The sequence below is a fragment of the Thermosyntropha sp. genome, from assembly GCF_017656155.1.
Classification (GTDB): domain Bacteria; phylum Bacillota; class Syntrophomonadia; order Syntrophomonadales; family Syntrophomonadaceae; genus Thermosyntropha.
This window is the reverse complement of record NZ_JACDOH010000005.1, coordinates 97,890-119,944: the sequence shown is the minus strand read 5'-3', so window position 1 is coordinate 119,944 and position 22,055 is coordinate 97,890. Positions and strand designations below refer to the sequence as shown.

Sequence of the window (22,055 nt, the reverse complement as noted above, 5' to 3'; positions counted from 1 at the left end):
TATGGAAAATAAAAAGCCGGAAATAGCCAATGAATTTGGGGTAATACGCATAGCTGATGAGGTTGTTTCAACTATTGCCGGGCTGGCTGCAGTGGAAGTTGAAGGGGTTGCCTCTATGAGCGCAGGCTGGGGAACCGAAATTGTGGAAAAGTTGGGCAAAAAGAATTACGGTAAGGGAATTAAGGTTGAAGTATTAGATGATGAAACCAAAATTGATATTTTTCTTAGTGTAGAATTTGGTTATCCTATTCCTGAAGTAGCCTCAAATGTGCAAAAGGAAGTTAAAATGGCGGTAGAAACTATGACTGGCTTGAAGGTTTCGGAAGTTAATGTTTACATTGCTGGAGTTACTATGAAAAAATCAGCTGATGTCGAGGATAATCTGGCTGCCGAAGCTGAAAACGAATAAGAATGGGATTTTTTGATAAACCCCCTGTGGAGCCAGGGGGTTTATCTGTATTATTTACCCGAAAGAGGTGAGAAAATGTCAATTTTTTGGCGTTTGCTGTTATTTGTATATAATGTTATCTTTTTAGTTATAGCTGGTGCGGTTTTGGCAAGAGCAGCAGGGCGTCCTGAACCTTTAGCTTATGTTGAACTTATTTTTTCTACTCCTGAGAACCGTATAATTGCGGGTATTTGTGCCCTGATTGTTATAGTTTTGATTTTTTATCTGTTTATAAAGTCTTTAAAAACTGCTCCTAAACCAAAGGCTGTAATAATAGACAGCAGTATGAATGGACAGGTATCTATTACTGTTGAAGCAGTAAAGGTTATAATAATGAAAGCTGTTAAGGAAGTAGAAGGTATAAAAGAGATAAGGCCGGTAGTAAATCCTAGTGATAAAGGTTTGGTTGTTTATTTACATATGATGATTAATCCTGAATACAGCGTTCCTGAAATGACTGATAAGATAAAAGAGATTGTTAGAAAGTATTTAGAGGAGTTGGGTGGGCTGAAAGTTGCAGAAATTAAAATTTTGGTAGATGATTTTGGCAGTCTTAATAAGGCTTAACCTTAATATCCTTGGATGTCTTTGAATTGGTGGGAGGCTTTCGTATGTGGGAAAAATTTTTGTTTTTGCTTTTAGAAGAACACCGTGGTAAAGTATTAGGGGTTTTATTAGGTCTTGTTGCAGCTATCCTGGTAGTAACTTATGGGTTTTTAAAAGCGCTTTTTATAATGCTTTGCATAGGTTTGGGGTATTTTATTGGTAAGAAGGTCGATGAAAAACAGGATATAGATGTCTGGTTAAAGCAGATTTTCAGGAATCGCGAATGATAAAATAAAATTTACTTTTTGGGAAAGGGGATTAATTTGAGCAGGCGCAGAGCAAGGGAAACAGCTTTTAAAGTAGTTTTTCAAGTAGAACAGGCTAAAGCAGATCCTGAAGAAGCCTTTAATTATTTGGTTGAAGAAGGTTCTTTGCCTGAAAAGGATTGGGAATTTGCTCAAAAACTCATTCGGAAATGTCTTGAAAATTTAGAAAGCATTGATGATAAGATTGCAAAATATTCTGATGCCTGGGATTTAAAACGCATGTCAGCGGTTGATCGGAATATTATGAGGATAGCTGCTGCTGAAATGTTATATCTTAAGGAGGTTTTGCCTCCTATTGCGATAGATGAAGCGGTGGAAATTGCCAAGAAATATGGAGATGAAAAATCTCATGCTTTTGTAAATGCTATTCTGGATAAGATTGCGAGAGAATGCCAATGAGTATTTATTTAGGGATAGATACCAGTGCCTACACTACCTCTTTAGCCTTGGTTGATGAAGAAGGTAATATAATAAGAGATGAGCGTATTTTGCTTTCTGTGCCGAAAGGTAAAAGAGGTTTAAGACAATCAGAGGCTTTTTTTCAGCACATAAAAAACCTTCCGCTTTTATTTGAAAAGACTAGAGGTGTAATCCCTGGGCTTAAGGCAATTGCTGTAAGCTGTAAGCCAAGGCCGGAGGAAAACAGTTATATGCCGGTTTTTAAAGCAGGAGAGTCGGCAGCTGGAATTTTGAGCTTATCAGCTGATATTCCTCTGTATATGGTAAGTCATCAGGAAGGGCATGTTATGGCAGGGATTTATAATAATCCGGTTTTGCTGGATAAAAAGGAGTTTTTGGCGGTTCATTTTTCGGGGGGAACCTCAGAAGTTCTGCATATAAAATCCGGAGTGTCTTCTTTTTTTGCTATTGAGGAATGTCTTTCCGGTCTTGATATTCATGCCGGACAGTTGGTAGATCGGGTAGGGGTAGCGATGGGACTTCCGTTTCCGGCAGGCAGGGAAATGGAAAAGCTGGCCTTAAAGGTAGAAGGTGATGTTGATATATTTATACCTTCCTCAGTAAATCGAAGAGGCTTTTCTTTTTCAGGAGCTGAAACGATGGCTTTAAGGTTTTTGGCTGAAGGTATTCCTAAGGAAAAAGTGGCTTATGCTGTCTTGAAAGTTATAGCTAATACCCTGGAAAAGGTTTTATTGATGATATCTGAAGAGCGCAAAGTGCGTGATGTGCTGCTGGTGGGGGGAGTAATGTCCAATTCTCTAATAAAGGCAAGGCTTATAAAACGATTAGAACATCCGGCGGTTGGGTTAAAGCTTTATTTTGCTTATCCCCACCTGAGCACGGACAATGCGGCAGGGGTAGCATTACTTGCAAGGGAAATTCATAGGAAAAATGAAAAATAGACTAAAATAAATGTCTAATTGCTTTATAACGGGTTGTTTGAGGGGAGAAGGTAAATATGGAGAGAGGGAATGTATTGTATGGGAAAATAGTCAGAGAAAAGCTTATTAACGAAATAAGGGAAGAGGTAAAAAATCTAAGGAAACAGGGAAAATCGCCTTTGCTTATGACTTTAGAAGTCGGTGACAATCCGGCTTCTAAGGTTTATTTATCTTCTCAGCGGCGTACGGCCGAAGAAGTGGGAATAAATTATGAGTCTATTCAACTTTCTAGTGAAACTACCCAGGAGAGGCTTTTAAATGTTATAAGGGATATTAACCAGGATCCTTATATAAATGGTTTAATTTTGCATATGCCTTTGCCTGGACATATTAATGCAAAGATTGCCCAGTGGAGTATAGATAAAAAGAAAGATGTAGAGGGGGTTACCCCTTCCAACTTGGGACAGCTTTTTCTGGGAATGCCGGGCTTAATTCCCTGTACTGCACAGTCTATTGTAGCTTTAATAAAGTCAACAGGTGTAGATCTAAAAGGTAAAGAAATAACGGTAATCGGACACAGTGATATTGTAGGAAAACCGGTTGCCATGCTTTTGATGCAGCAGGAGGCTACCGTTACGGTTTGCCAATATGAAACTTTTAAGCGGGGAATGCTTGAAAAACATGTTAGAAATGCTGAAATTTTAGTAGTAGCAGCAGGTTATCCTGGATTAGTAAAAGGAGAATGGATAAAAGAAGGAGCTATTGTTATTGATGCAGGTATAACTGCGGTAGAAGATAAGATAGTAGGAGATGTTGATTTCAAAGAGGCGCGGAAGAGAGCAGCTTATATAACTCCGGTTCCTGGAGGGGTAGGAATTTTGACTACCGCTTATTTGATGAAAAACACTGTGGAGGCTTTAAAGTGGCAACTTGCTGCTGATTAAGAGGGGTGAAAAGATGCAGATAATTGACGGATTGGGAATAGCACGCGAAATAAGAGAAAGAATTAAAGCGGAAAACCTGGAAAACAACATAAAGCCAAGGCTGGCCGTAGTTGTAGTTGGAGATGACAAGGAAAGCCTTGTATATGTAGGCTTGAAAGAAAAGGCTGTTGAATATACAGGTGGAGAGGTTGAACATGTTATTTTTCCTTCAAATGTTACTAGAGATGAACTGGTTAACAGGATAAAAGAGCTTAATGAAGACAGTTCTATTGACGGTATTTTACTGCAGCTTCCTTTGCCGGAAGACTTAAATCCCTTTTTGGAGGAGATTTTATCGGCGATTTCTCCCCATAAAGATGTAGACGGCTTTACTCCTCATAATCGGGGTTTGCTTATGGGGGAAAAACCTTCTTTCACAAGCTGTGCAGCATTAGCCGCTTTGGAAGTGATTGAAAGAAACATTATATCTCTACAGGGGAAAAAAGCTACTTTGATAGGAGATTCATTTGACCTTATACTGCCTTTATCTGTTATGCTGGTTAGAAAAGGGGTTAATGTAGATGTGATTCCGGAATTAGACAAAAGGGAATTGGAAGCAAGTGATATTTTTGTATTTGAAAAAGGAGATCCTTTGAGTGTTACAGGCGAAATGATAAATGAAGGGGCTTTAGTTATAGATGCCGGGTTTCACTGGTTGTCTTATGATAAAATATGCGGAAATGTCCACAATGAAAATTTAAAAGAAAAAGACGGATTTCTCCTTCCTGTTCCTGGGGGGTTGGGGCCCATACTTATAAGCAAGTTGCTTCAAAACCTGCAGCTGGCATACAGGAGGAATAGACTGAATAATGCCTGATTTTATTACGGTAACTCAGCTTAACAATTATATAAATGAAATATTAACCAGGGATCCAGTATTGTCAGATTTGTGGATTAAAGGTGAAATTTCTGGTTTTAAGCTTTATCAGCAGTCAGGTCATATGTATTTTACCTTGAAAGACAAAAAAAGCACTTTAAGCTGTGTCATGTTCAAAAACCGAAATTTGAGATTGAATTTTATCCCTGAAGATGGGCAAGAGGTTTTGGTCAGGGGTAGGGTCTCAGTTTACCCTCCTCAGGGTAAATATCAGTTATATGTAGAAGAAATGCAGCCCTATGGAGTAGGAGGGCTTTTTTTGTATTTAAACCAACTTAAAGAGCGCCTAGAGAAAGAAGGGTATTTTGACCAAAGCAGGAAAAAAACTCTTCCTTTTTTTCCTAGAAGAATAGGGATAGTTACTTCTCAGGATGGTGCAGCTTTACGCGATATGTGGCGTATCTTGAAAAGCCGCCATCCCGGGATAGAAGTGCTTCTGGTGCACAGTGCAGTTCAAGGGATGGAGGCTCCTTATCAGCTGGCTGAAGGGATAAGGCTTTTAAATGAATATGGGGAAGTTGATCTCATAATAATCGGCCGTGGGGGTGGGTCGGTAGAAGATTTAAAGGCTTTTAATACGGAAGAAGTAGTAAAGGCGGTATATGAATCTGAAATACCGGTCATTTCTGCTGTGGGACATGAAGTGGATTTCAGTCTGACCGATTTGGCAGCAGATGTAAGGGCGGCAACTCCTACGCAGGCTGCTCAGATGGCTGTGCCCGATTTTGAAAGTTTAAGAGAGAATATAAAAGAGTATCAACAAAGATTGATTCGGCTTATGGAACGGAGACTTCTCTATTACAGTGAAAACCTGGATAACCTTATGATGAGAAAAATCTGGCAGGAGCCGGAATGGACGGTTAAGACAAAACAGGATTATTTACACAGCCTTAATAAAGATTTAATCAGAGCAGTGGATAATATTTATCAGAAAAAGGCTAACAGTTTTATGCTGGTGCTTTCTGGACTTGAAAAGTTAAGTCCTTTAAATGTTTTGAAAAGAGGGTATGCAGTGTTAATGAAAGATGGAAATGCAGTCCGAAATCTTGATAATATTAAAGAAGGAGATCTTTTAACTGGCAGGGTGGCGGAAGGCTATTTAATCCTTGAGGTTAAAGGTAAGGAGAAGGAAGAGCTATGGAAAATATGACTTTTGAAATGGCTATAAAGAGGCTTGAAAATATAGTTAAAGACCTGGAAATGGGAGATTTAAGTTTGGAAGAATCGATAAAAGTATTTGAAGAAGGCATAAAACTTTCTTTATTCTGCCGGAAAGAACTGGAGAAAGCTGATGCCAGAATAAAACAGCTTTTGCGCAATGCTCAGGGAGAAATAGAGCTGGTAGATTTTGATTTGGGAGAAGATTAATGATGAAGATAGAAGAAATGTTTAATAAGTATGATTTAAAGTTTAATCGGGATGATTTTTTGCAGGAACTTAAAACAAGGCAGGAGTATATTGAAAAGTCATTAAATGAATGTTTTGAAAAGATTAAGGGTTATCCTCCCCTAATTCATGAAGCTATGCATTATGCTTTGTTTAATGGGGGGAAAAGGCTGCGGCCGATTTTAGTTTTGGAAGGAGCAAGGCTGGCTGGAGGAAATCCGGAGGATGTAGTTCGGACTGCCTGCGCTTTGGAGATGATTCATTGTTATTCTCTGGTGCATGATGATCTTCCAGCTATGGATAATGATGACTTCAGGCGGGGCAAACCTACCTGTCACAAAGTTTATGGCGATGCAGTAGCTATTTTAGTGGGTGATGCTCTGCTTACTGCTGCTTTTGAGCTTATAGCCAGTAATGCTGAATTAAGCGGGATTTCAGCTGATAATGTTGTGAAAGTTATTGCTGAAGTTTCTAAAGCTGCAGGGAGCCGGGGCATGATTGGTGGACAGATAATTGATTTAGGCACAGAAGGAATCGATATAGACTATGAAAATTTGCAGAAGCTTCATCAGCTAAAAACAGGAGAATTATTTAAGGCTTCTCTTAAAGCAGGGGCAATACTTAAAGATATGCCTGAGGATGAACTAGATTTGTTGGAAAAATTTTCATATGAGTTCGGGTTAGCTTTTCAGATAGCTGATGATATTTTAGATGTTAAGGGTGATCAGAACCTTATTGGCAAGCCGATAGGAAGTGATGAAAAAAACAATAGAACCACCTATGTAACAATTTTTGGAGTGGAAAAAGCACAGAAGCTGGCAATAAAAAGGGTAGAAAACTGTTTTATGTATTTAGGTAATTTTGGAAAGAAAGCTGATTTTTTGAGAAAGCTTGCTTTGTTTACTATTTGTCGTGATTATTAGTTTTTACATATTTTAAATTACAAAGTAAAGTTTATAATGTTATCGAAAAGAAAGGTTTCCCTTTTTGAGAACTTTTCTTTTAAACTTGCTTATGGTATGTTATAATATACAACCGAACAATATCTGGCAAAAGGTTGCAGTATTCTAGTCAGCCCTTTTGATGTCGAAGACGGGCCTAAAAATCCGTTAAGGGCACATCGATGAAGCTTCTGGTACTGGCTTTTGACGCCCAGTCAGGGGTTAGTGCTGGGAGGTAAGAGTACAGGGGCAATCCGCAATGGCATGCGGGCATGACCCCTGTATTCGTGGAGGCTCATTACCGCGAGGTAATGAGAAAACCTGCATTCGGTTTAAGCCGGGTGCAGTGTAGCCTGCCTTGAGTGGTGGCGGTGGATAAACCTGGTAGATAGCAGTACCTCGGCCAGGGTGCTGTTATCTGTTTTGAAACCGTCTGCTGCAAAAGAGGCTAGACATCAAGTAGGGCTGTTGAGGAAAACTCCTAGACTGTGCGCGGTGTTAGCGCGGTTTATCGAGGATTAAAGTGCGTACTTAGTGGTAATCCAGTCTCACCTGCGGCGACGCGGTGAAGCAGGCGTAAAGGGAAACCGCCCATTTGGCGACAAATGGGAGACCTGCTGGGAAAACCTACTGGACCTATGTCGCAGCGTTTACTCGATAAACAACCTTTTGCCAGAACCGTTTTTTTTTATCTGGAGGATAAAAAAAGTTGACGAGGTACATACAAAGAGAAAACTTATTATCAGGATTAATAGCAGCTTTTTTTACATTTTTTATAGCCCTTATTTTAAGTTTAGGTTCCGAAACTTTAGTAAGGGCAGTTAATAATGTTCTGCTGGCTGTTGTTTTGTTATTGCTGGTTATTTTAACTGGCATATTTTTTGATGTAATTGGGACTGCTGCCACAGCTGCCGATCTGCCTCCTTTTAATGCTAAAGCGGCCAAAAAGGTAAAGGGAGCTAAACAGGCGGTAAAAATCATAAAAAATGCCAATGTTGTAGCTAATTTTTGCAATGATGTGATCGGCGATATAGCAGGTACTTTAAGTGGAGCTATAGGAGCAGGCATAGTGGTAAGTATAGCTGAAATGCTTAATTTTATCGATATTGTACTTTTGGGGGCGTTGGTGACCAGTTTTATCGCAGCTTTAACGGTTGGAGGAAAAGCAATAGGCAAGAGTATAGCTGTAAATAAAGCGAATGATATTATTTATAGAGTTGCCCTTATCATGAGCTGGTGGGAAAGGGTTACAGGTGTAGAGTTGTTTAAGGACAGAAGGTGATAGATTTTTATGCCTAAAATAATAGATAGAATAAATTCGCCCCGTGATTTGAAAGCTTTAAACCTTTCTATGATGAACCAGCTGGCTTCAGAAATAAGAGAATTGTTAGTAAATACAGTTTCGCAGTGCGGGGGACATCTAGCTCCAAATTTGGGGGTAGTAGAGTTGACCCTTGCTCTGCATTATGTCTTTGACTCTCCTCACGATAAGATTATCTGGGATGTAGGACATCAGAGCTATGTCCACAAAATACTTACCGGTCGCAAGGATAAGATGCCCACTTTACGCCAGTACGGTGGCTTAAGCGGTTTCCCCAAATATGAAGAGTCTGAACATGATGTTTTTAATACCGGCCACAGTAGCACTTCTATTTCTGCCGCTTTAGGTATAGCTTTAGCCCGCGATCTAAAAAGGGAAAAATATTCGGTAATCGCCGTGATAGGCGATGGTGCACTTACAGGCGGTATGGCTTTTGAGGCTTTAAATCATGCTGGACATAAAGGTACTGACCTTATTGTTGTGCTTAATGATAACGAAATGTCTATATCTAAAAATGTGGGTGCACTTTCAGGTTATTTAAATCGTCTTCGCAGCGAACCTTCTTATACCCGCACTAAAGAAGAAATAGAGATGGTATTGAACAAAATTCCAGGTATAGGACCTAATATTGCCAGGGCTGCAGGCAGATTTAAGGATATGGTAAAATATATAATGGTTCCTGGCGTATTTTTTGAAGAGCTGGGGTTTACCTATATAGGTCCTATTAATGGACATGATTTAAATGAACTGACTTTAGTTTTTTCTAATGCCAGGAAGATGAAAGGGCCGGTGCTTATTCATGCCATAACGGAAAAAGGATGTGGCTATGAACCAGCCCGCCGTAATCCGGATGTGTTTCATGGAGTTGGCCCTTTTAATATAGATACGGGCAGTCCTTTAAAGAAGAAAGTAAAAACATATACTGAAATATTTGGAGAATTTATTACAGCTAAAGCTAAAGAAGATGATAAAATAGTGGCTATTACTGCGGCCATGACGAGCGGAACTGGTCTTACTGATTTTGCTAAAAAGTTTCCAGATAGATTTTTTGATGTGGGTATATGTGAACAACATGCGGTAACTATGGCGGCAGGTATGGCGAGGAATGGTCTTAAACCAGTTGTGGCTATATATTCAACTTTTCTTCAAAGGGCGTATGATCAGATTATTCATGATGTGGCACTGCAAAACCTGCCGGTTATTTTTGCTATCGACCGTGCAGGCCTGGTAGGAGAAGATGGACCAACCCATCATGGAATTTTTGATATTTCATATTTACGCAGTATTCCAAATCTTGTTCTGATGGCACCTTCTGACGAAAATGAATTTGCGGATATGCTCCATACTGCTTTTGCTGTTAATGGGCCTGTTGCCATAAGATATCCGCGTGGGGCAGGAGAAGGAGTTCCTGTGGCTGACAAGAGAAACCTGCTTGAAATAGGCAGGGGTCTGGTGATAAAAAAAGGAAAAGACCTGGGTATAATTGGTATAGGCCGGGGAATGAGCCTGGCCAGAGATGTAGCAGAGCTTATGAAGGAAAAGGGAATTTCAGTTTATTTGACCGATGCTCGCTTTATTAAACCGCTTGATGTAGAGCTTTTTATAGATATGGCAGATAGTGTAAAGAGGCTGGTAACTATCGAAGACAACTGCCTGGCAGGCGGATTTGGCAGTGCAGTAGTCGAAGCCTTAGCGGATTATAATAAACAGACTGACATTATGCGTATAGGGATTCCTGATGAGTTTGTAGAACATGGTAAAGTTGAGGTTTTGTGGGAATATCTTAATATGGATCCTGAGTCAATAGCTGAGAAGATAATAAACCGCTGGCCTGAACTATTAAATAATAATACATGGGAGTTGCTGAAATTTGACCAAAATCAGACTTGATTTGTTGATGGTTAAGAAAGGTCTGGCAAAGAGCCGAGAAAAAGCTAAAGCCATGATATTAGCAGGAGAAGTTATGGTTAATGGCGCAAGAGCGGATAAGCCCGGGGTTGGTATTGATGAAGAAGCTGAAATTGTCCTTAAAAAGTCGGGCATTAGATATGTTAGCCGTGGAGGATTAAAGCTTGAAAAGGCGATAAAGGAATTTGAGGTTGATTTTGAGGACAAGGTTGTTTTAGATGTAGGAGCATCTACCGGCGGATATACAGATTGTGCCTTAAAACATGGTGCCTCTAAGGTATATGCGGTTGATGTGGGATATGGCCAGCTGGACTGGTCACTTCGCAATGATCCGCGGGTAGTTAATATGGAAAAGACCAATGTTCGTTATCTTACTTTTGAACAATTGGGAGAACTGGTGGATATTGTAACCATAGATGTTTCTTTTATATCTACCTCTTTGGTTTTTCCAGTGGTAAGCCAGCTTATAAAGCCTGAAGGAATAGTTATTTCTTTGATAAAGCCTCAATTTGAGGCGGGAAGGGAAAAGGTAGGCAAAAAAGGCGTGGTTCGGGATCCCCTGGTGCATAAGGAAGTTTTGCTTAAATGTATAAAAAGCGCTGCAGAAGAAAATCTGATTTGCCAGAATGTAACTTTTTCCCCAATAACAGGGCCAAAGGGTAATATTGAGTATTTTTTAAAGCTGTGTCCAGATGGAGAGGTTTTAAATGATATAGAAAAAAAGCTGAAAGCGGTAGTGAAAGAAGCGCATGAAAAGCTTGGAGGGCAAAAAGGTGAAAATTCTTTTAGTAAATAACCGATTAAAAGAAAATACTGAGCTTATGGCTTTTAATATAGCTGAGGATTTGAAGCTTAAAGGAATAGAAGTGGCTTTCGATAATGGCTACACCCGCCCTGAAGCTGTTGATGACATTGATCTGATAATGGTGCTGGGGGGAGATGGGACGATTCTAAGGGCAGCACGCCATTATGCGATTTATAATGTTCCCGTTTTAGGGGTGAATATGGGCACAGTAGGTTTTTTAAGCCATATTGAAGTTGCTGAGATTGAAGCCTGTATTGATAAGTTTATAAGAGGGGATTATGTTTTAGATGAGCGAATGATGCTGGAAATTAATGTGTTGAGAAACAATGTCCCCGTACAAAAAGTACACGCCCTCAATGAGCTGGTTGTAAGGTCTAAAAATCCGCGTTTAATATCCTTTTCCCTTTATTTAAACAAAAATAAGATAGCCGATTATAAAGGGGATGGAGTTATAATTGCGACTCCTACCGGAACTACTGCTTATTCACTTTCTGCGGGGGGGCCACTTCTAGAGCCTGATTTAGAAGTGATGGTTATAACTCCTCTGGCTTCTTATGTTTTAGGCCGCAGGCCAGTAGTAGTGAGCGGAGAAAATATTTTGCATTTAACAGATTTGCACAGCGAAGAAATAATTGTATATGCAGATGGGCAGACCAAGCTTGATTTTATGCCGGGAGATGAGCTTTTTATAAAAAAAGCGGATTATAAACTGAAAATGGTGGATGTAAAAGGAAGACCTTTTTTCAGTAATATTGATAGCCGACTTTCCAGAAACTGAAGGAGAGGACTTATGAAAAGAGGCAGGTTTAAAAGTGCGGTAGATTTTTCTCATTTCATAATTAGCCAGTGGATAACGTTCGGGGATGTGGTAGTTGATGCAACCTGTGGAAGGGGGAAAGATACCCTTTTTTTAGCCAATTTGGTAGGGGATAATGGCCTGGTATATGCTTTTGACATACAGGATGAGGCTATTAAAAGCACTTATAATCTGTTGAGAGAGAATAGCCTGGAGAAGAGGGTTAAGCTTATAAAAGCTGACCATAAAGATATGGCAAAGTACATAGATGGATTTATTAATGCATGTATTTTTAATTTAGGCTATCTTCCGGGAGGAAATCATGAAATAAAAACAGAAGGAAAAACTAGTTTGGCAGCGGTTAAAGCTGCTATTGAACTTTTAGCTCCAGGAGGATTAATTGTTATAGTAGGGTATACTGGACATGAAGGAGGAACAGAGGAAGTAGGCATAATAAGGGATTATTTGATTTCTTTGCCTCAACAAAAATTTGAAGTTTTAGAAACAAGATTTATTAATCAGATTAATAATCCTCCTCAGATGATGGCAGTACATAAACTATAGGTGGTGATTTTAAAAGTAATGAAATCACGCAGACATTTTGCTATTATAGACATAATATCTAATCAGCGTATAGCTACTCAGGAAGAGCTGTGCGAAGCTTTGAAAAGAAATGGTTTTGATGTTACCCAGGCCACTGTTTCCCGGGATATAAAGGAACTTCAACTTATTAAAATCCCTGACGAACATGGTTATAGATATGCTATGCCTGCTTCTACGCCAGTGCGAAGTTCACAGGAACGGATGAAAAGGGCCTTTGCTGATTCGGTAATAGCAATTGATTACAGCGGGAATATAGTGGTAATAAAAACACTGCCTGGGGCGGCTCAGTCTATAGCTTCCTTAATAGATACTTATGATAATCCTTTGATTTTGGGAACAGTAGGTGGGGATGATACAATATTTGTAGCGGTAAAGCCGGAAAAGGCAGCAGCAAAGATTGCTGAGGAATTTAAGAGCTTTATTATGCCGGTTCAAGAATGAGAGGGGATGGTATGTTACGGGAAATTTATATAAAGAATTTTATCCTGATTGACGAACTTCGTTTGGAGTTTAATAAGGGGCTTAATGTTTTAACTGGGGAAACAGGTGCAGGCAAATCTATTATAATAGATGCTTTAAGCCTGATTATGGGTGAAAGGGGTAAAAATGACCTTATAAAAGATGATAAATATAAGGCAATTATCGAGGGTGTTTTCAGTTTAGAAAGTGAAGAGGTCAGACAAACTCTTGAAGAAGGCGGATTCATTGAAGAAGAAGATGAAGATGTGATAATCTGCCGCGAAATATATCCGCAGGGCAGAAGCACTGCGAGGATTAATGGCAAAACTGTTAATATAACTTTTTTAAAGAACTTGGCACCCTTTTTGGTGGATATGCATCTGCAGCATGACCACTTGACTATGCTGCGTCCTGAAATGTATTTAAGCTATATTGACAGTTTTGTTCCAGAAGCCAGGGAAGTAAAAGAAAAGCTTTCTAGGACATATGCAGAATATAAAAAGCTGGCAAAGGAACTTGAAATTATAAAAACAGAAGAAAAGGATAGAGCCCAAAAACTTGATTTTTTAGCTTTTCAAATAAATGAGATTAAAAAAGCTGATTTGAAAAAGGATGAAGAAGAAGAGTTAGGCATATTAGCTGAACGTATGCGTAATGCTCATATTTTAGGGAAGACAGCAGATAAAGTTTTGAAGCTTTTATATACCGGTGAAGAAGGATTCAGTGCTTATGATCAGATATCTTCGGCTATTGAGGCTATAAGTGCAGGGAAACCTGATGCATTTTTTGAATCCTTGCGCGGCGAGCTGGAGGATATCTACTATAATCTGCAAGAAATAGCAAACAGGCTTACCCGCTACCGTGATTCGCTTGATTTTGAACCCGGGCTTTTAGATCAAGTAGAATCCCGGCTTTATGAGATAGGAAAATTAAAAAAGAAATATGGCCAGAGTATAGAAGAAATTCTTGATTTTCTAGCTAAGGCCGAGGAGGAGTTTGAAAGGCTCAGCACAGTAGAGGAAAGACAGGAAGATTTAAAACATCGGTTTGCACTGGTTGAAGAGGAATATTACCATTTAGCTGAGGAGCTTACAGAATTCAGAACGAAAGGGGCTCTGCGTCTGGAGGAAAAGGTACATCATGAACTTATGCAGTTAAATATGCCTTATATAAAGTTCATGGTGGCTTTAGAAAAAAAGAATGCTCCTTCTGAAGCTGGAATAGATGAGGCTGATTTTCTTTTTTCACCTAATCCGGGCGAAGAAATGCGGCCTATATCAAAGATTGCTTCCGGAGGGGAAATATCGCGTTTTATATTAGCACTCAAGAAAGCTTTGGCGGAAGTATACAGGGTGCCTACTTTAATATTTGATGAAATTGATGTAGGAGTGGGAGGAACTGCCTTGACTGCTATGGCACGGAAATTAGGAGAGCTTTCCCGGAGCCACCAGGTTATTCTGGTGACCCATTCGCCCCAGATAGCAAGCTATGCCAATACCCACTATCTCATTGAAAAAAAAGTAAAAGAAGGAAGGACTTATACTCTAGTAAGAAAACTTGATTATGATGCCCGAATCAAAGAGTTAGCCCGTATGCTGGGAGGAGAAAATTATTCTGATATTACCCTTAAACATGCAGGAGAAATGCTGGATAAAGCAATATTGGAAAATTAGAGGGATTATTTTAAAGGCTGTCGGTAGGGAGAAAGTACCGATAGCCTTTTGGTTTGCATATAAGGTTGGTTAGAAAAAGCTGTTTGTTTTTAGAAATTCAGATTTCTCCAATCACTACCATACCAAGCAACAGCTACTTTGTTTATATTTTTTTCTATCGTTATATTTTTTATATAAAGTTTAACTGTTGAGCCTGCTGGTGCTGTATAAATGGCTCTTGAATTCTTCTATTAATCATTGAAAAAAGGTTTATTAGAAGTTGAAGAAAAGCCCGAAACCCAGCAAAACATGTGTTTTGTATATTGTTTTGGAACTAACATATAAAAATTGGACTAAATTATCCATTTTCTTGGACTTCTTTCTCCAGTTCTTTTATCCGTTCCATAGATAGTCCGGTTATTTTAGCTGTAAATGATAAATCGGCTCCTGCTTTTATAGCTTCTCGGGCGGTTTCTTCCTTGGCTTTAAGTTCACCTTTTTGTATCCCTTTTTCCATTCCTTCTTTTATAAGCTTTTCCGCGATAGTCATAAGCTCCTCACTCCTTTCCGGGATTGTTACATCTATGCATTCTTTTATGTCTTCATATTCTATGTCTTCCCTTACCACTATTATATATAATACTGAGCTCCTGTATAATATATCGATTAAATGATCTGAAACTCCTTCTTTTTTAAGAAGCCTGCGCAGTTCTGCCAAGTTTCGTGTGAGCTCTATTTTAAAGATTTCTTTATCAGGATGAAAGATTATCCGCATAAATTCAAGAAATATTTTTACTGCTCCTTCTATATTTTCTATCGGCTTGTCCGGGGAGATTTCGGCTAATAGGTATTCAAAATCAGGAATATAGGGTTTAAGTTCCGGATATTTTTCTATGTTTTTTATGAGATAGCTAAAGCTTCGTGGGACTTTCCACTCTCTCTGTCCATGGTAAAATACCAGAGGGACTATGGGGGGAAAACTCCTTTTTGTTTTCTTTTTTACTTCCCGGTTCCAGATGTTTAAAAGGTATTTTAAAACCTGTAATACCGTGAAATAATCAGGGCTGCTTTTATGTTCAACCAGAAGGTATATATAGCCTTCCTCACCTTTGATTTTGGTTTTGAATAATAAATCTGAATAGCTTTCCTTAAGCTCTTCATCGATAAAGCTTTCCTGCTGGGGGATTAAGAAATCCAGATTGACGATGTTTTTTAATTCTGAGGGAAGGTAGTATTCAAAAAAACTTTTAGCAATTTCTGTATTGTCCATGTTTTCTTTGAAGTATCTGTCATGCGGGTTTTTAATATACTCCACAGGACTCCTCCATTAATTCAATATTTTGTAATATTATACCATTGTATATATTAGAGTGATATAAAATTTTTGAGCATACTTGAGACAACAGCTAGTTTTTTAGAAATTAGGCAGTGCTGTTTTGACTATATATAATATTTATCATGCTTTTTAAGACCCCTGAAAAAGCAGTATACTTTCATTCCTGCAGGGAGAGAATATATAATGTCAATTTTTCAGGGGAGTGAAAAAGTTGCGTAAGTTAAGCCGATTTCGACCGGTTTTAGGTTTTATAATTGTTATTTTATTTTTACTTTTTGTTTTTAGTCCACAGGTGCGAAGTATTTTGACTCTCCCAGAAAGCCAGAGGCTGGTGGTGGGAGAAAAGAGCAGGATAAGCATAAAGGTTCCTCAAAATCTCAGTGATAAGATTGATATGCTGGTAAGCCACAGTTCTCAGAGCGTTTTTGCCCAGCCTGGAGATCCGCCAATTGTGGTGAGGAAAAATAGGGACAGTTATGAAATATTAGCTTTGAAACCAGGAAAAGCTGAGATAAAACTTAAAGTTTTAGGGTATATTCCTGTTAAAACTATTGAAGTAGAATCAATACCCCCTAAAAGGGTAATTTTAGGAGGACATTCTATTGGGGTGTTGTTACAGTCGAATGGTATTATGGTAGTAGGATTTGCACCTATAACCAGCAGTGATGGCAAAAGAGTTTCCCCTGCTAAAGAACAGGGGATTGAAATAGGAGATCTAATTATGGCGGTAGATGGAAATGAAGTTAAAACTGAGAACGATTTAGCACGCATTATTGATGAAAAAAAGGATAGAACATTTAATATCAGAATAAAAAGAGGAAAAAAGATTATGAGTATACCGGTTAAAGCCAGATTTTGCCCAGAAACCCAAAGATACAGGATAGGTCTTTTTGTGCGTGATGGTGTTGTTGGAGTAGGGACTTTGAGTTTTATAGATCCGGAGTCTCAAAAATATGCAGCCTTAGGACATATAATAATTGATGCTGATACCAAAGAGGGTATAAATGTTTTAAAAGGAAGGATAGTAGGGGCTTCAGTACAAACAATTAAAGCAGGCAAACCGGGAAAACCGGGAGAAAAGATCGGGACTTTTGATGGAGAAGACGAGATTTCCGGAAATATTACCAAGAATACAATGTTTGGAATCTATGGGCAGATGGATAAATTGCTGGAAAATCCCTTGGTGGATTATCCAGTAGAAGTAGGTTATGCCCACCAGGTAAAAACAGGTTCGGCAGAAATGTATACTGTAGTAAATGATAATGCTATTGAAAAATTTTCTATTGAAGTTGAAAAAGTTTATCCGGAAAGAAAAAATGGTAAAGGAATGATAATAAAGGTTACTGATCCTAGGTTGTTAAGTTTAACCGGAGGCATAATCCAAGGAATGAGTGGAAGTCCTATAGTGCAGGATGGCAAAATAATAGGGGTAGTAACCCATGTTTTTTTGAACGATCCTGCACGGGGATACGCGGTTTTTATGGATAATATGCTGTCGGAATTAGCTGAGGAAGAAGAAATAAATGAAAAGGTTTCGACAAATTATTAAGACAACACTTATTTAAAAATATTGATTTAATAGGGTATAAGGCTGAAGGTAGATTTTTTTTATAGTAAAGCTAATGTATATTTGTGTTAATGTCTGCAAAATTATAGATTAATTTGCTAGAAAAAAAAAGCAGGAAATAGTTGGTGTCCAGTCGAAAAATTTTAATATACAAAACTGCAAAGAGGGATGAGGGGGAATTATGGTTTATGTTTAACGAAAATAATCCTATTAAAGTTTTGGTGGCCGATGATAACCGGGAATTTTGCGGTATTTTGAGGGAATATTTCAACAATGAACCTGATTTTCATCTGGTGGATGTATGCAGCAACGGGATGGAGGTTTTAGAAGTTCTGAAAAAAGAGGATGTTGAAGTTTTGATACTTGATTTGATAATGCCTTATATCGATGGTATTGGAGTTTTAGAACGCATGAGCACAGTTAAACCTCAAGTCTCCCCTAAAATTATAGTTTTGACTGCGTTTGGACAGGAAAGTGTGACCCAGAAGGCAGTACAGTTAGGGGCGGATTATTATATTCTTAAACCATTTGATTTAAATGTGCTGGGTGATAGAGTGCGGGAAGTTGCACGTGACATTAAGCCCGGGCATGAAGCCAGATCTACTTTAGGTTCGTTTACTCAGCCGGCATCAAACCCCAAAAATCTTGAGGTGGAAGTTACCAGGGTTATTCATGAAATTGGAGTCCCTGCTCATGTCAAAGGTTATCAGTACTTACGGGATGCCATAATGCTAGTAGTTGAAGAAGTAAATTATTTAGGTGCAGTAACCAAGGAATTATATCCTGCCATTGCGGAGAAATACGACACTACTCCCAGCCGAGTGGAAAGGGCTATAAGACATGCTATTGAATTAGCCTGGGATCGTGGAGACATGGAAAAGATAAATAAATTGTTTGGTTATACGGTAAGTGGAGAAAGAGGCAAACCTACCAATTCCGAATTCATAGCGATAATAGCGGATCGTCTTAGGTTGGAAAATAAGGTTAGTTAGAATTTTTTCTTGGCCGCCTGATAACTCAGGTGGCTTTTATATTAAAGCAATATAATTTGGAGTAGGTTATAATAATATTTGGTGAAATATATGGAAAATGAGCGTTTTCCGTTCTTCAAATACTTTTTGGTTAATTTGATGGCTATATGTTATAATACTATTTTGAAAGATATTAATTCCAATATAAACCAGATAATGACTTCAGGTTATTTTAAGGAGATGCGGTATGCTCATAAAAGGAAGGGCTAGACTGGATAGGCGCACTAAGAATTTGGTAAAAAGGCTTAGAAAAAATGAAATTGCTATAATAAACCATGATGATATAGATGAGGTAGCGGCTAATGCGTTAATAGATATAAAGCCGCAGGCTGTAATCAATGCTTTACCTTCTATAACCGGGCGCTATCCGGCTAAAGGTGCCTTTAAGATTTTAAAGGCAGGGATACCTATAATAGATGAGGTGGGTGAAGCTGTCTTTGAGGAGATAAAGGAAGGTGCTCTAGTTACTATAAAAGACGGTGAAATTTTTTTGGGAGAAAAGCTGATTGCCCATGGCAGGATTCTTACTTTAAAAGATGTAGAAGCAAGGATTAAAGAGGCTAATAAAAATATTCAAGTTGAACTGGACAATTTTGTCGATAATACCCTGGAATATGCTAAAAAGGAAAAAGATATTCTTTTGGGCAATACAGAGGTTCCTTCCCTCACTACCAACATGTTAAACCGGCATGTGCTCATAGTTGTCCGCGGCAGCAGCTATAAAGAAGACTTACGGACTATAAGTTCATATATTCAGGAAGAAAGGCCGGTTTTAATAGGAGTAGATGGAGGAGCAGATGCGCTTTTAGAGTTTGGTCTTAAACCTGATATAATTGTAGGAGATATGGACAGCGTATCTGATGAGGCTTTGAAGAGTGGAGCTGAGATAGTAGTTCATGCTTATGCTGATGGCAGAGCTCCTGGATTTGAAAGAGTAAAAGGAATGGGTATAGATGCTAAAATAATGCCTATGCCTGGAACCAGTGAAGATGTTGCCATGATATTAGCCTGGGAATACGGCGCAAGTCTTATTGTAGCAGTAGGAACCCATTCGAATATGATAGATTTCCTGGAAAAAGGACGTAAAGGAATGGGAAGCACTTTTTTGGTTCGCCTCAAAGTAGGGTCAATTTTGGTTGATGCAAGAGGTGTAAGTCAGCTTTACCGGCAAAGTTTGCAGTCAAAATATCTTATGCAGCTTTTGATAGCGGCAATGGTACCCATAACTATCATACTCTGGGTTTCACCTGCGACCAAACCTTTTTTTAAACTGCTTTGGCTGCAGATCAAACTGCTTTTTAGTATTTAATTAAGGAGATAAGTGTTATGGTTGATTTAAGGTATCACATAGCTTCAATTATTGCCATTTTTTTAGCTTTAGGACTTGGTATACTTATCGGCAGCACCATACAGGGAGGTGGCATATTAGTTGACCAGCAGCAGAAGGTTATTGATCGTTTGGAAAAGGAATTTGATGTTTTGCGCGAGAGGGAAAGTGCACTTTTAGCTCAAAATGAAAGTAAAAACCGAATAATTGAAAATTATGAGAACTACAGCCGGACTGTAATGCCTTTTCTGATAAAGGATCATTTAAAAGGATATAATCTGGCAGTGGTGGTTACTGGAAACACTGATATTCCAGCAGGAATTATAAACGCCTTAAATATGGCTGGGGCTGAGGTAGGGTCTAAGACAGTAGTTTTAGCCAATATAAAGCTCAATGACAGCAGTCTGATAAAAAAAGTTGTTGATTTTTATAATCTTCCCGCTGACACTTCGGTGGATAATTTAAGGAAGTATATTGCTTCAAGTGTAGCTGGAATAATTATTAATCCCGGCGGTGCTGACCCTAATGTTGTAGATTTTTTGGAGGAAAGCGAGCTGGTTAAGTTCAGCGGCGATTATAATAAGCCTGTAAGTGGAGTAATACTGGTGGGAGGATGTAATAATATAGAAAACTATTTTGCTTCTGATTTTGACCAGAAACTTATTGAGGACTTGTTGAATAAAGGTATGAAGGTTTTGGGGGTAGAAGTGTCAGGAGTTGAGTATTCATATATGGAAGATTATCAAAAGAACAATATAACGACTATTGATAACGTAGACTTAAGCCCGGGACAGATATCTTTGATCCTAGCTTTAGAAGGAGAGTCTGGCCATTATGGAATAAAGGAAACGGCTGAAAAGTTTATGCCTTCACTTCCTGTTGACAGTATGTGGGGTGCAAATAGATGAAAAATATAGCCTGTGTTATTCCGGCATATAATGAAGAAGAGCGTATTACTGCTACTATAGAAGGAGTAAAAAAAGTCCCGGAGATAAATCGCATTCTGGTAATAAACGATGGGTCGACAGACGGCACTGCCCGGAAGGTTAAAGATGCAGGAGCAGAGCTTTTAGATCTTAAAGTTAATCGGGGAAAAGGCGGAGCCATGAATGCGGCTCTGCCTTATTTAAAAGATACGGATATAGTAGTTTTTCTTGATGCTGATCTGGGAGAAACTTCTGCAGAAGCCTCAAAGATTATTAAACCTGTTCTGGAAGGAAAAGCTGATTTATGTATTGCTGCTTTTGCTCCTCCCAGGAAAAAAGGAGGCTTTGGGTTAGTTAAAGGAACAGCTGCCTGGATTATAAGAAAGACAGGGGAATTTGATTCTATTGCCCCTTTAAGCGGACAGCGGGCTATGACAGCGGAAGTTCTAAAAGCAATTACCCCTTTCAGTGAAGCATATGGGGTTGAATTGGGTATGACTTTAAGTGCTTTAAGACAAGGATTCAGAGTCTTAGAAGTCCCTACCGAGATGCGACATAATGAAACGGGTCGGGATTTGAAAGGTTTTATACATAGAGGAAAACAGTTTATTGATGTGCTTAAGGTTATAAAGAATGAGTTGAGGAGGAAATAATTTTGTCGGCTTGGACGATAATAACAGGTTTATTAATCGGCCTTTTTGTTGAAGGGGTTGTTCTTTTTTTAGTTCTTCCCATGTTAAAAGAAACGGGATGTTCAGCCCAGAATTATCAGGGGATAGATATACCTGTAAGTGCAGGAATATCTTTTCCTATGACTCTGATTACAACAATGGTAATTTATATGCTATTGGGATGGTACGATAATGCGTACCTTTTATTTATTTTTGGCATAACAGCTGTTTCTTTTTTAGGTTTTATAGATGACCGCTTGGGAAGGAGAGATACTTTAGGTTTTAAGGGGCATTTTGGCAAGTTGTTTAAAGGGAAGCTTACCACCGGTGGCTTAAAGGCCTTGGGGGGAGGGATGATTGCTTTATTTTTAGCCTTTTCTATTGGAGGAACCTGGTATGATGTTTTGCTTAATACTTTTATAATTGCTCTTTTTACCAATCTTTTAAATCTTTTTGACTTAAGACCGGGAAGAGCGATAAAAGGATTTTTCTTTTTGCTGGCTATTATCGCAGGGTTTGCCCGTTTTGATAATGAATGGATGTTTATTGTTCCTTTGATAGGTGCAGTTATAATTTATTTTCCGGTTGACCTTAAGGCTAAAGCTATGATGGGAGATGCAGGATCAAATGTTTTGGGGCTTGGTTTAGGTTATATAAGCGCCTTGAGTCTCACTTTGAATTTAAGGATTGGGGTTCTTATATTTTTGCTGGCTGTCCATATATATACGGAAAGATACTCGCTTACCAAAACTATTGAACAGAACCGGGTGTTAAGATGGATAGATGAGCTGGGGAGATAAAATGGT

The 22,055-nt window shown here is 38.7% G+C and carries 24 protein-coding genes; 23 read left to right on the top strand and 1 reads right to left on the bottom strand.

All coding sequences use genetic code 11. The annotated features are described in order from the left end of the window. The first annotated feature begins 1 nt into the window (after position 1). From H0Z36_RS06545 to recN, 17 genes are all read left to right on the top strand, one after another. Entirely contained in the window at positions 2-409 is a 408-nt protein-coding gene (locus tag H0Z36_RS06545) for an Asp23/Gls24 family envelope stress response protein (protein ID WP_296864691.1), read from the top strand. A 75-nt stretch (positions 410-484) separates the two neighbouring features. Further along, complete coding sequence (gene amaP / locus H0Z36_RS06540) at positions 485-1,015, top strand: alkaline shock response membrane anchor protein AmaP (RefSeq protein ID WP_296864689.1); 531 nt, start codon at positions 485-487, stop codon at positions 1,013-1,015. Positions 1,016-1,059: 44 nt separating this feature from the next. Next, complete coding sequence (locus H0Z36_RS06535) at positions 1,060-1,281, top strand: DUF2273 domain-containing protein (RefSeq protein WP_296864687.1); 222 nt, start codon at positions 1,060-1,062, stop codon at positions 1,279-1,281. Between the two features lie 36 nt (positions 1,282-1,317). Beyond that, positions 1,318-1,719, top strand: a complete 402-nt coding sequence (nusB, locus tag H0Z36_RS06530) for a transcription antitermination factor NusB (RefSeq protein ID WP_296864685.1) — start codon at positions 1,318-1,320, stop codon at positions 1,717-1,719. Then, positions 1,716-2,681 carry a peptidase M22 gene (locus H0Z36_RS06525; protein WP_296864653.1) on the top strand — a complete coding sequence of 322 codons (966 nt, stop codon included), beginning with the start codon at positions 1,716-1,718 and terminating at the stop codon, positions 2,679-2,681. The genes nusB and H0Z36_RS06525 overlap by 4 nt, the downstream gene beginning before the upstream one ends. 56 nt (positions 2,682-2,737) lie before the next feature. Further along, the gene (locus H0Z36_RS06520; protein WP_296864650.1) at positions 2,738-3,604 is read left to right on the top strand and encodes a bifunctional 5,10-methylenetetrahydrofolate dehydrogenase/5,10-methenyltetrahydrofolate cyclohydrolase; all 867 of its coding nucleotides are present in this window, start codon (positions 2,738-2,740) and stop codon (positions 3,602-3,604) included. A 13-nt stretch (positions 3,605-3,617) separates the two neighbouring features. Then, positions 3,618-4,460, top strand: coding sequence for a bifunctional 5,10-methylenetetrahydrofolate dehydrogenase/5,10-methenyltetrahydrofolate cyclohydrolase (locus H0Z36_RS06515; RefSeq protein WP_296864648.1), 843 nt, complete (start codon positions 3,618-3,620; stop codon positions 4,458-4,460). Continuing rightward, positions 4,453-5,670, top strand: a complete 1,218-nt coding sequence (gene xseA, locus H0Z36_RS06510) for an exodeoxyribonuclease VII large subunit (protein ID WP_296864646.1) — start codon at positions 4,453-4,455, stop codon at positions 5,668-5,670. Before H0Z36_RS06515 ends, xseA begins: the two co-directional genes overlap by 8 nt. Next, positions 5,658-5,888: an exodeoxyribonuclease VII small subunit gene (xseB, locus tag H0Z36_RS06505; protein WP_296864644.1), complete on the top strand. Its 231-nt coding sequence runs from the start codon at positions 5,658-5,660 to the stop codon at positions 5,886-5,888. The genes xseA and xseB overlap by 13 nt, the downstream gene beginning before the upstream one ends. Then, a complete protein-coding gene (locus tag H0Z36_RS06500; protein WP_296864642.1) occupies positions 5,888-6,829 on the top strand; it encodes a polyprenyl synthetase family protein in 942 nt (313 codons plus the stop codon). The genes xseB and H0Z36_RS06500 overlap by 1 nt, the downstream gene beginning before the upstream one ends. A gap of 727 nt (positions 6,830-7,556) precedes the next feature. After that, entirely contained in the window at positions 7,557-8,129 is a 573-nt protein-coding gene (locus H0Z36_RS06495; RefSeq protein ID WP_296864640.1) for a hypothetical protein, read from the top strand. 9 nt (positions 8,130-8,138) lie between these two features. Beyond that, positions 8,139-10,058 carry a 1-deoxy-D-xylulose-5-phosphate synthase gene (gene dxs, locus H0Z36_RS06490; RefSeq protein WP_296864638.1) on the top strand — a complete coding sequence of 640 codons (1,920 nt, stop codon included), beginning with the start codon at positions 8,139-8,141 and terminating at the stop codon, positions 10,056-10,058. Next, entirely contained in the window at positions 10,039-10,872 is an 834-nt protein-coding gene (locus tag H0Z36_RS06485) for a TlyA family RNA methyltransferase (RefSeq protein WP_296864636.1), read from the top strand. Before dxs ends, H0Z36_RS06485 begins: the two co-directional genes overlap by 20 nt. Then, entirely contained in the window at positions 10,850-11,659 is an 810-nt protein-coding gene (locus tag H0Z36_RS06480) for an NAD(+)/NADH kinase (RefSeq protein WP_296864634.1), read from the top strand. The genes H0Z36_RS06485 and H0Z36_RS06480 overlap by 23 nt, the downstream gene beginning before the upstream one ends. 12 nt (positions 11,660-11,671) lie before the next feature. Then, positions 11,672-12,241: a class I SAM-dependent methyltransferase gene (locus tag H0Z36_RS06475; RefSeq protein WP_296864632.1), complete on the top strand. Its 570-nt coding sequence runs from the start codon at positions 11,672-11,674 to the stop codon at positions 12,239-12,241. A gap of 18 nt (positions 12,242-12,259) precedes the next feature. Then, positions 12,260-12,721, top strand: coding sequence for an arginine repressor (argR, locus tag H0Z36_RS06470; protein WP_296864630.1), 462 nt, complete (start codon positions 12,260-12,262; stop codon positions 12,719-12,721). A gap of 11 nt (positions 12,722-12,732) precedes the next feature. After that, a complete protein-coding gene (gene recN, locus H0Z36_RS06465) occupies positions 12,733-14,412 on the top strand; it encodes a DNA repair protein RecN (protein WP_296864628.1) in 1,680 nt (559 codons plus the stop codon). Positions 14,413-14,749: 337 nt separating this feature from the next. Here recN and H0Z36_RS06460 read toward each other — a convergent pair whose 3' ends face one another. Next, positions 14,750-15,706 carry an Rpn family recombination-promoting nuclease/putative transposase gene (locus H0Z36_RS06460; protein ID WP_296864627.1) on the bottom strand — a complete coding sequence of 319 codons (957 nt, stop codon included), beginning with the start codon at positions 15,704-15,706 and terminating at the stop codon, positions 14,750-14,752. Between the two features lie 223 nt (positions 15,707-15,929). Between H0Z36_RS06460 and spoIVB the strand changes: the two genes are divergently transcribed. The 6 genes from spoIVB to H0Z36_RS06430 all read left to right on the top strand — a co-directional run bounded on the left by spoIVB (position 15,930) and on the right by H0Z36_RS06430 (position 22,049). Continuing rightward, positions 15,930-17,276, top strand: a complete 1,347-nt coding sequence (spoIVB, locus tag H0Z36_RS06455; protein ID WP_296864625.1) for a SpoIVB peptidase — start codon at positions 15,930-15,932, stop codon at positions 17,274-17,276. Positions 17,277-17,482: 206 nt separating this feature from the next. Further along, complete coding sequence (gene spo0A / locus H0Z36_RS06450; protein ID WP_296864623.1) at positions 17,483-18,286, top strand: sporulation transcription factor Spo0A; 804 nt, start codon at positions 17,483-17,485, stop codon at positions 18,284-18,286. Positions 18,287-18,512: 226 nt separating this feature from the next. Further along, positions 18,513-19,634: a putative cytokinetic ring protein SteA gene (gene steA, locus H0Z36_RS06445; protein WP_296864621.1), complete on the top strand. Its 1,122-nt coding sequence runs from the start codon at positions 18,513-18,515 to the stop codon at positions 19,632-19,634. Positions 19,635-19,651: 17 nt separating this feature from the next. Next, entirely contained in the window at positions 19,652-20,560 is a 909-nt protein-coding gene (locus H0Z36_RS06440; protein WP_296864618.1) for a copper transporter, read from the top strand. Continuing rightward, positions 20,557-21,231 carry a glycosyltransferase family 2 protein gene (locus H0Z36_RS06435; RefSeq protein ID WP_296864616.1) on the top strand — a complete coding sequence of 225 codons (675 nt, stop codon included), beginning with the start codon at positions 20,557-20,559 and terminating at the stop codon, positions 21,229-21,231. The genes H0Z36_RS06440 and H0Z36_RS06435 overlap by 4 nt, the downstream gene beginning before the upstream one ends. A 2-nt stretch (positions 21,232-21,233) precedes the next feature. Next, positions 21,234-22,049, top strand: coding sequence for a hypothetical protein (locus tag H0Z36_RS06430; RefSeq protein ID WP_296864613.1), 816 nt, complete (start codon positions 21,234-21,236; stop codon positions 22,047-22,049). Positions 22,050-22,055: the final 6 nt, after the last annotated feature.

Coding starts and splice junctions, on each gene's coding strand:
- H0Z36_RS06545 (WP_296864691.1), top strand. CDS start 2: ATGGAAAATAAAAAGCCGGAAATAGCCAATGAATTTGGGGTAATACGC.
- amaP (WP_296864689.1), top strand. CDS start 485: ATGTCAATTTTTTGGCGTTTGCTGTTATTTGTATATAATGTTATCTTT.
- H0Z36_RS06535 (WP_296864687.1), top strand. CDS start 1,060: ATGTGGGAAAAATTTTTGTTTTTGCTTTTAGAAGAACACCGTGGTAAA.
- H0Z36_RS06525 (WP_296864653.1), top strand. CDS start 1,716: ATGAGTATTTATTTAGGGATAGATACCAGTGCCTACACTACCTCTTTA.
- H0Z36_RS06520 (WP_296864650.1), top strand. CDS start 2,738: ATGGAGAGAGGGAATGTATTGTATGGGAAAATAGTCAGAGAAAAGCTT.
- H0Z36_RS06515 (WP_296864648.1), top strand. CDS start 3,618: ATGCAGATAATTGACGGATTGGGAATAGCACGCGAAATAAGAGAAAGA.
- xseA (WP_296864646.1), top strand. CDS start 4,453: ATGCCTGATTTTATTACGGTAACTCAGCTTAACAATTATATAAATGAA.
- xseB (WP_296864644.1), top strand. CDS start 5,658: ATGGAAAATATGACTTTTGAAATGGCTATAAAGAGGCTTGAAAATATA.
- H0Z36_RS06500 (WP_296864642.1), top strand. CDS start 5,888: ATGATGAAGATAGAAGAAATGTTTAATAAGTATGATTTAAAGTTTAAT.
- dxs (WP_296864638.1), top strand. CDS start 8,139: ATGCCTAAAATAATAGATAGAATAAATTCGCCCCGTGATTTGAAAGCT.
- H0Z36_RS06475 (WP_296864632.1), top strand. CDS start 11,672: ATGAAAAGAGGCAGGTTTAAAAGTGCGGTAGATTTTTCTCATTTCATA.
- argR (WP_296864630.1), top strand. CDS start 12,260: ATGAAATCACGCAGACATTTTGCTATTATAGACATAATATCTAATCAG.
- recN (WP_296864628.1), top strand. CDS start 12,733: ATGTTACGGGAAATTTATATAAAGAATTTTATCCTGATTGACGAACTT.
- spo0A (WP_296864623.1), top strand. CDS start 17,483: ATGTTTAACGAAAATAATCCTATTAAAGTTTTGGTGGCCGATGATAAC.
- steA (WP_296864621.1), top strand. CDS start 18,513: ATGCTCATAAAAGGAAGGGCTAGACTGGATAGGCGCACTAAGAATTTG.
- H0Z36_RS06440 (WP_296864618.1), top strand. CDS start 19,652: ATGGTTGATTTAAGGTATCACATAGCTTCAATTATTGCCATTTTTTTA.
- H0Z36_RS06435 (WP_296864616.1), top strand. CDS start 20,557: ATGAAAAATATAGCCTGTGTTATTCCGGCATATAATGAAGAAGAGCGT.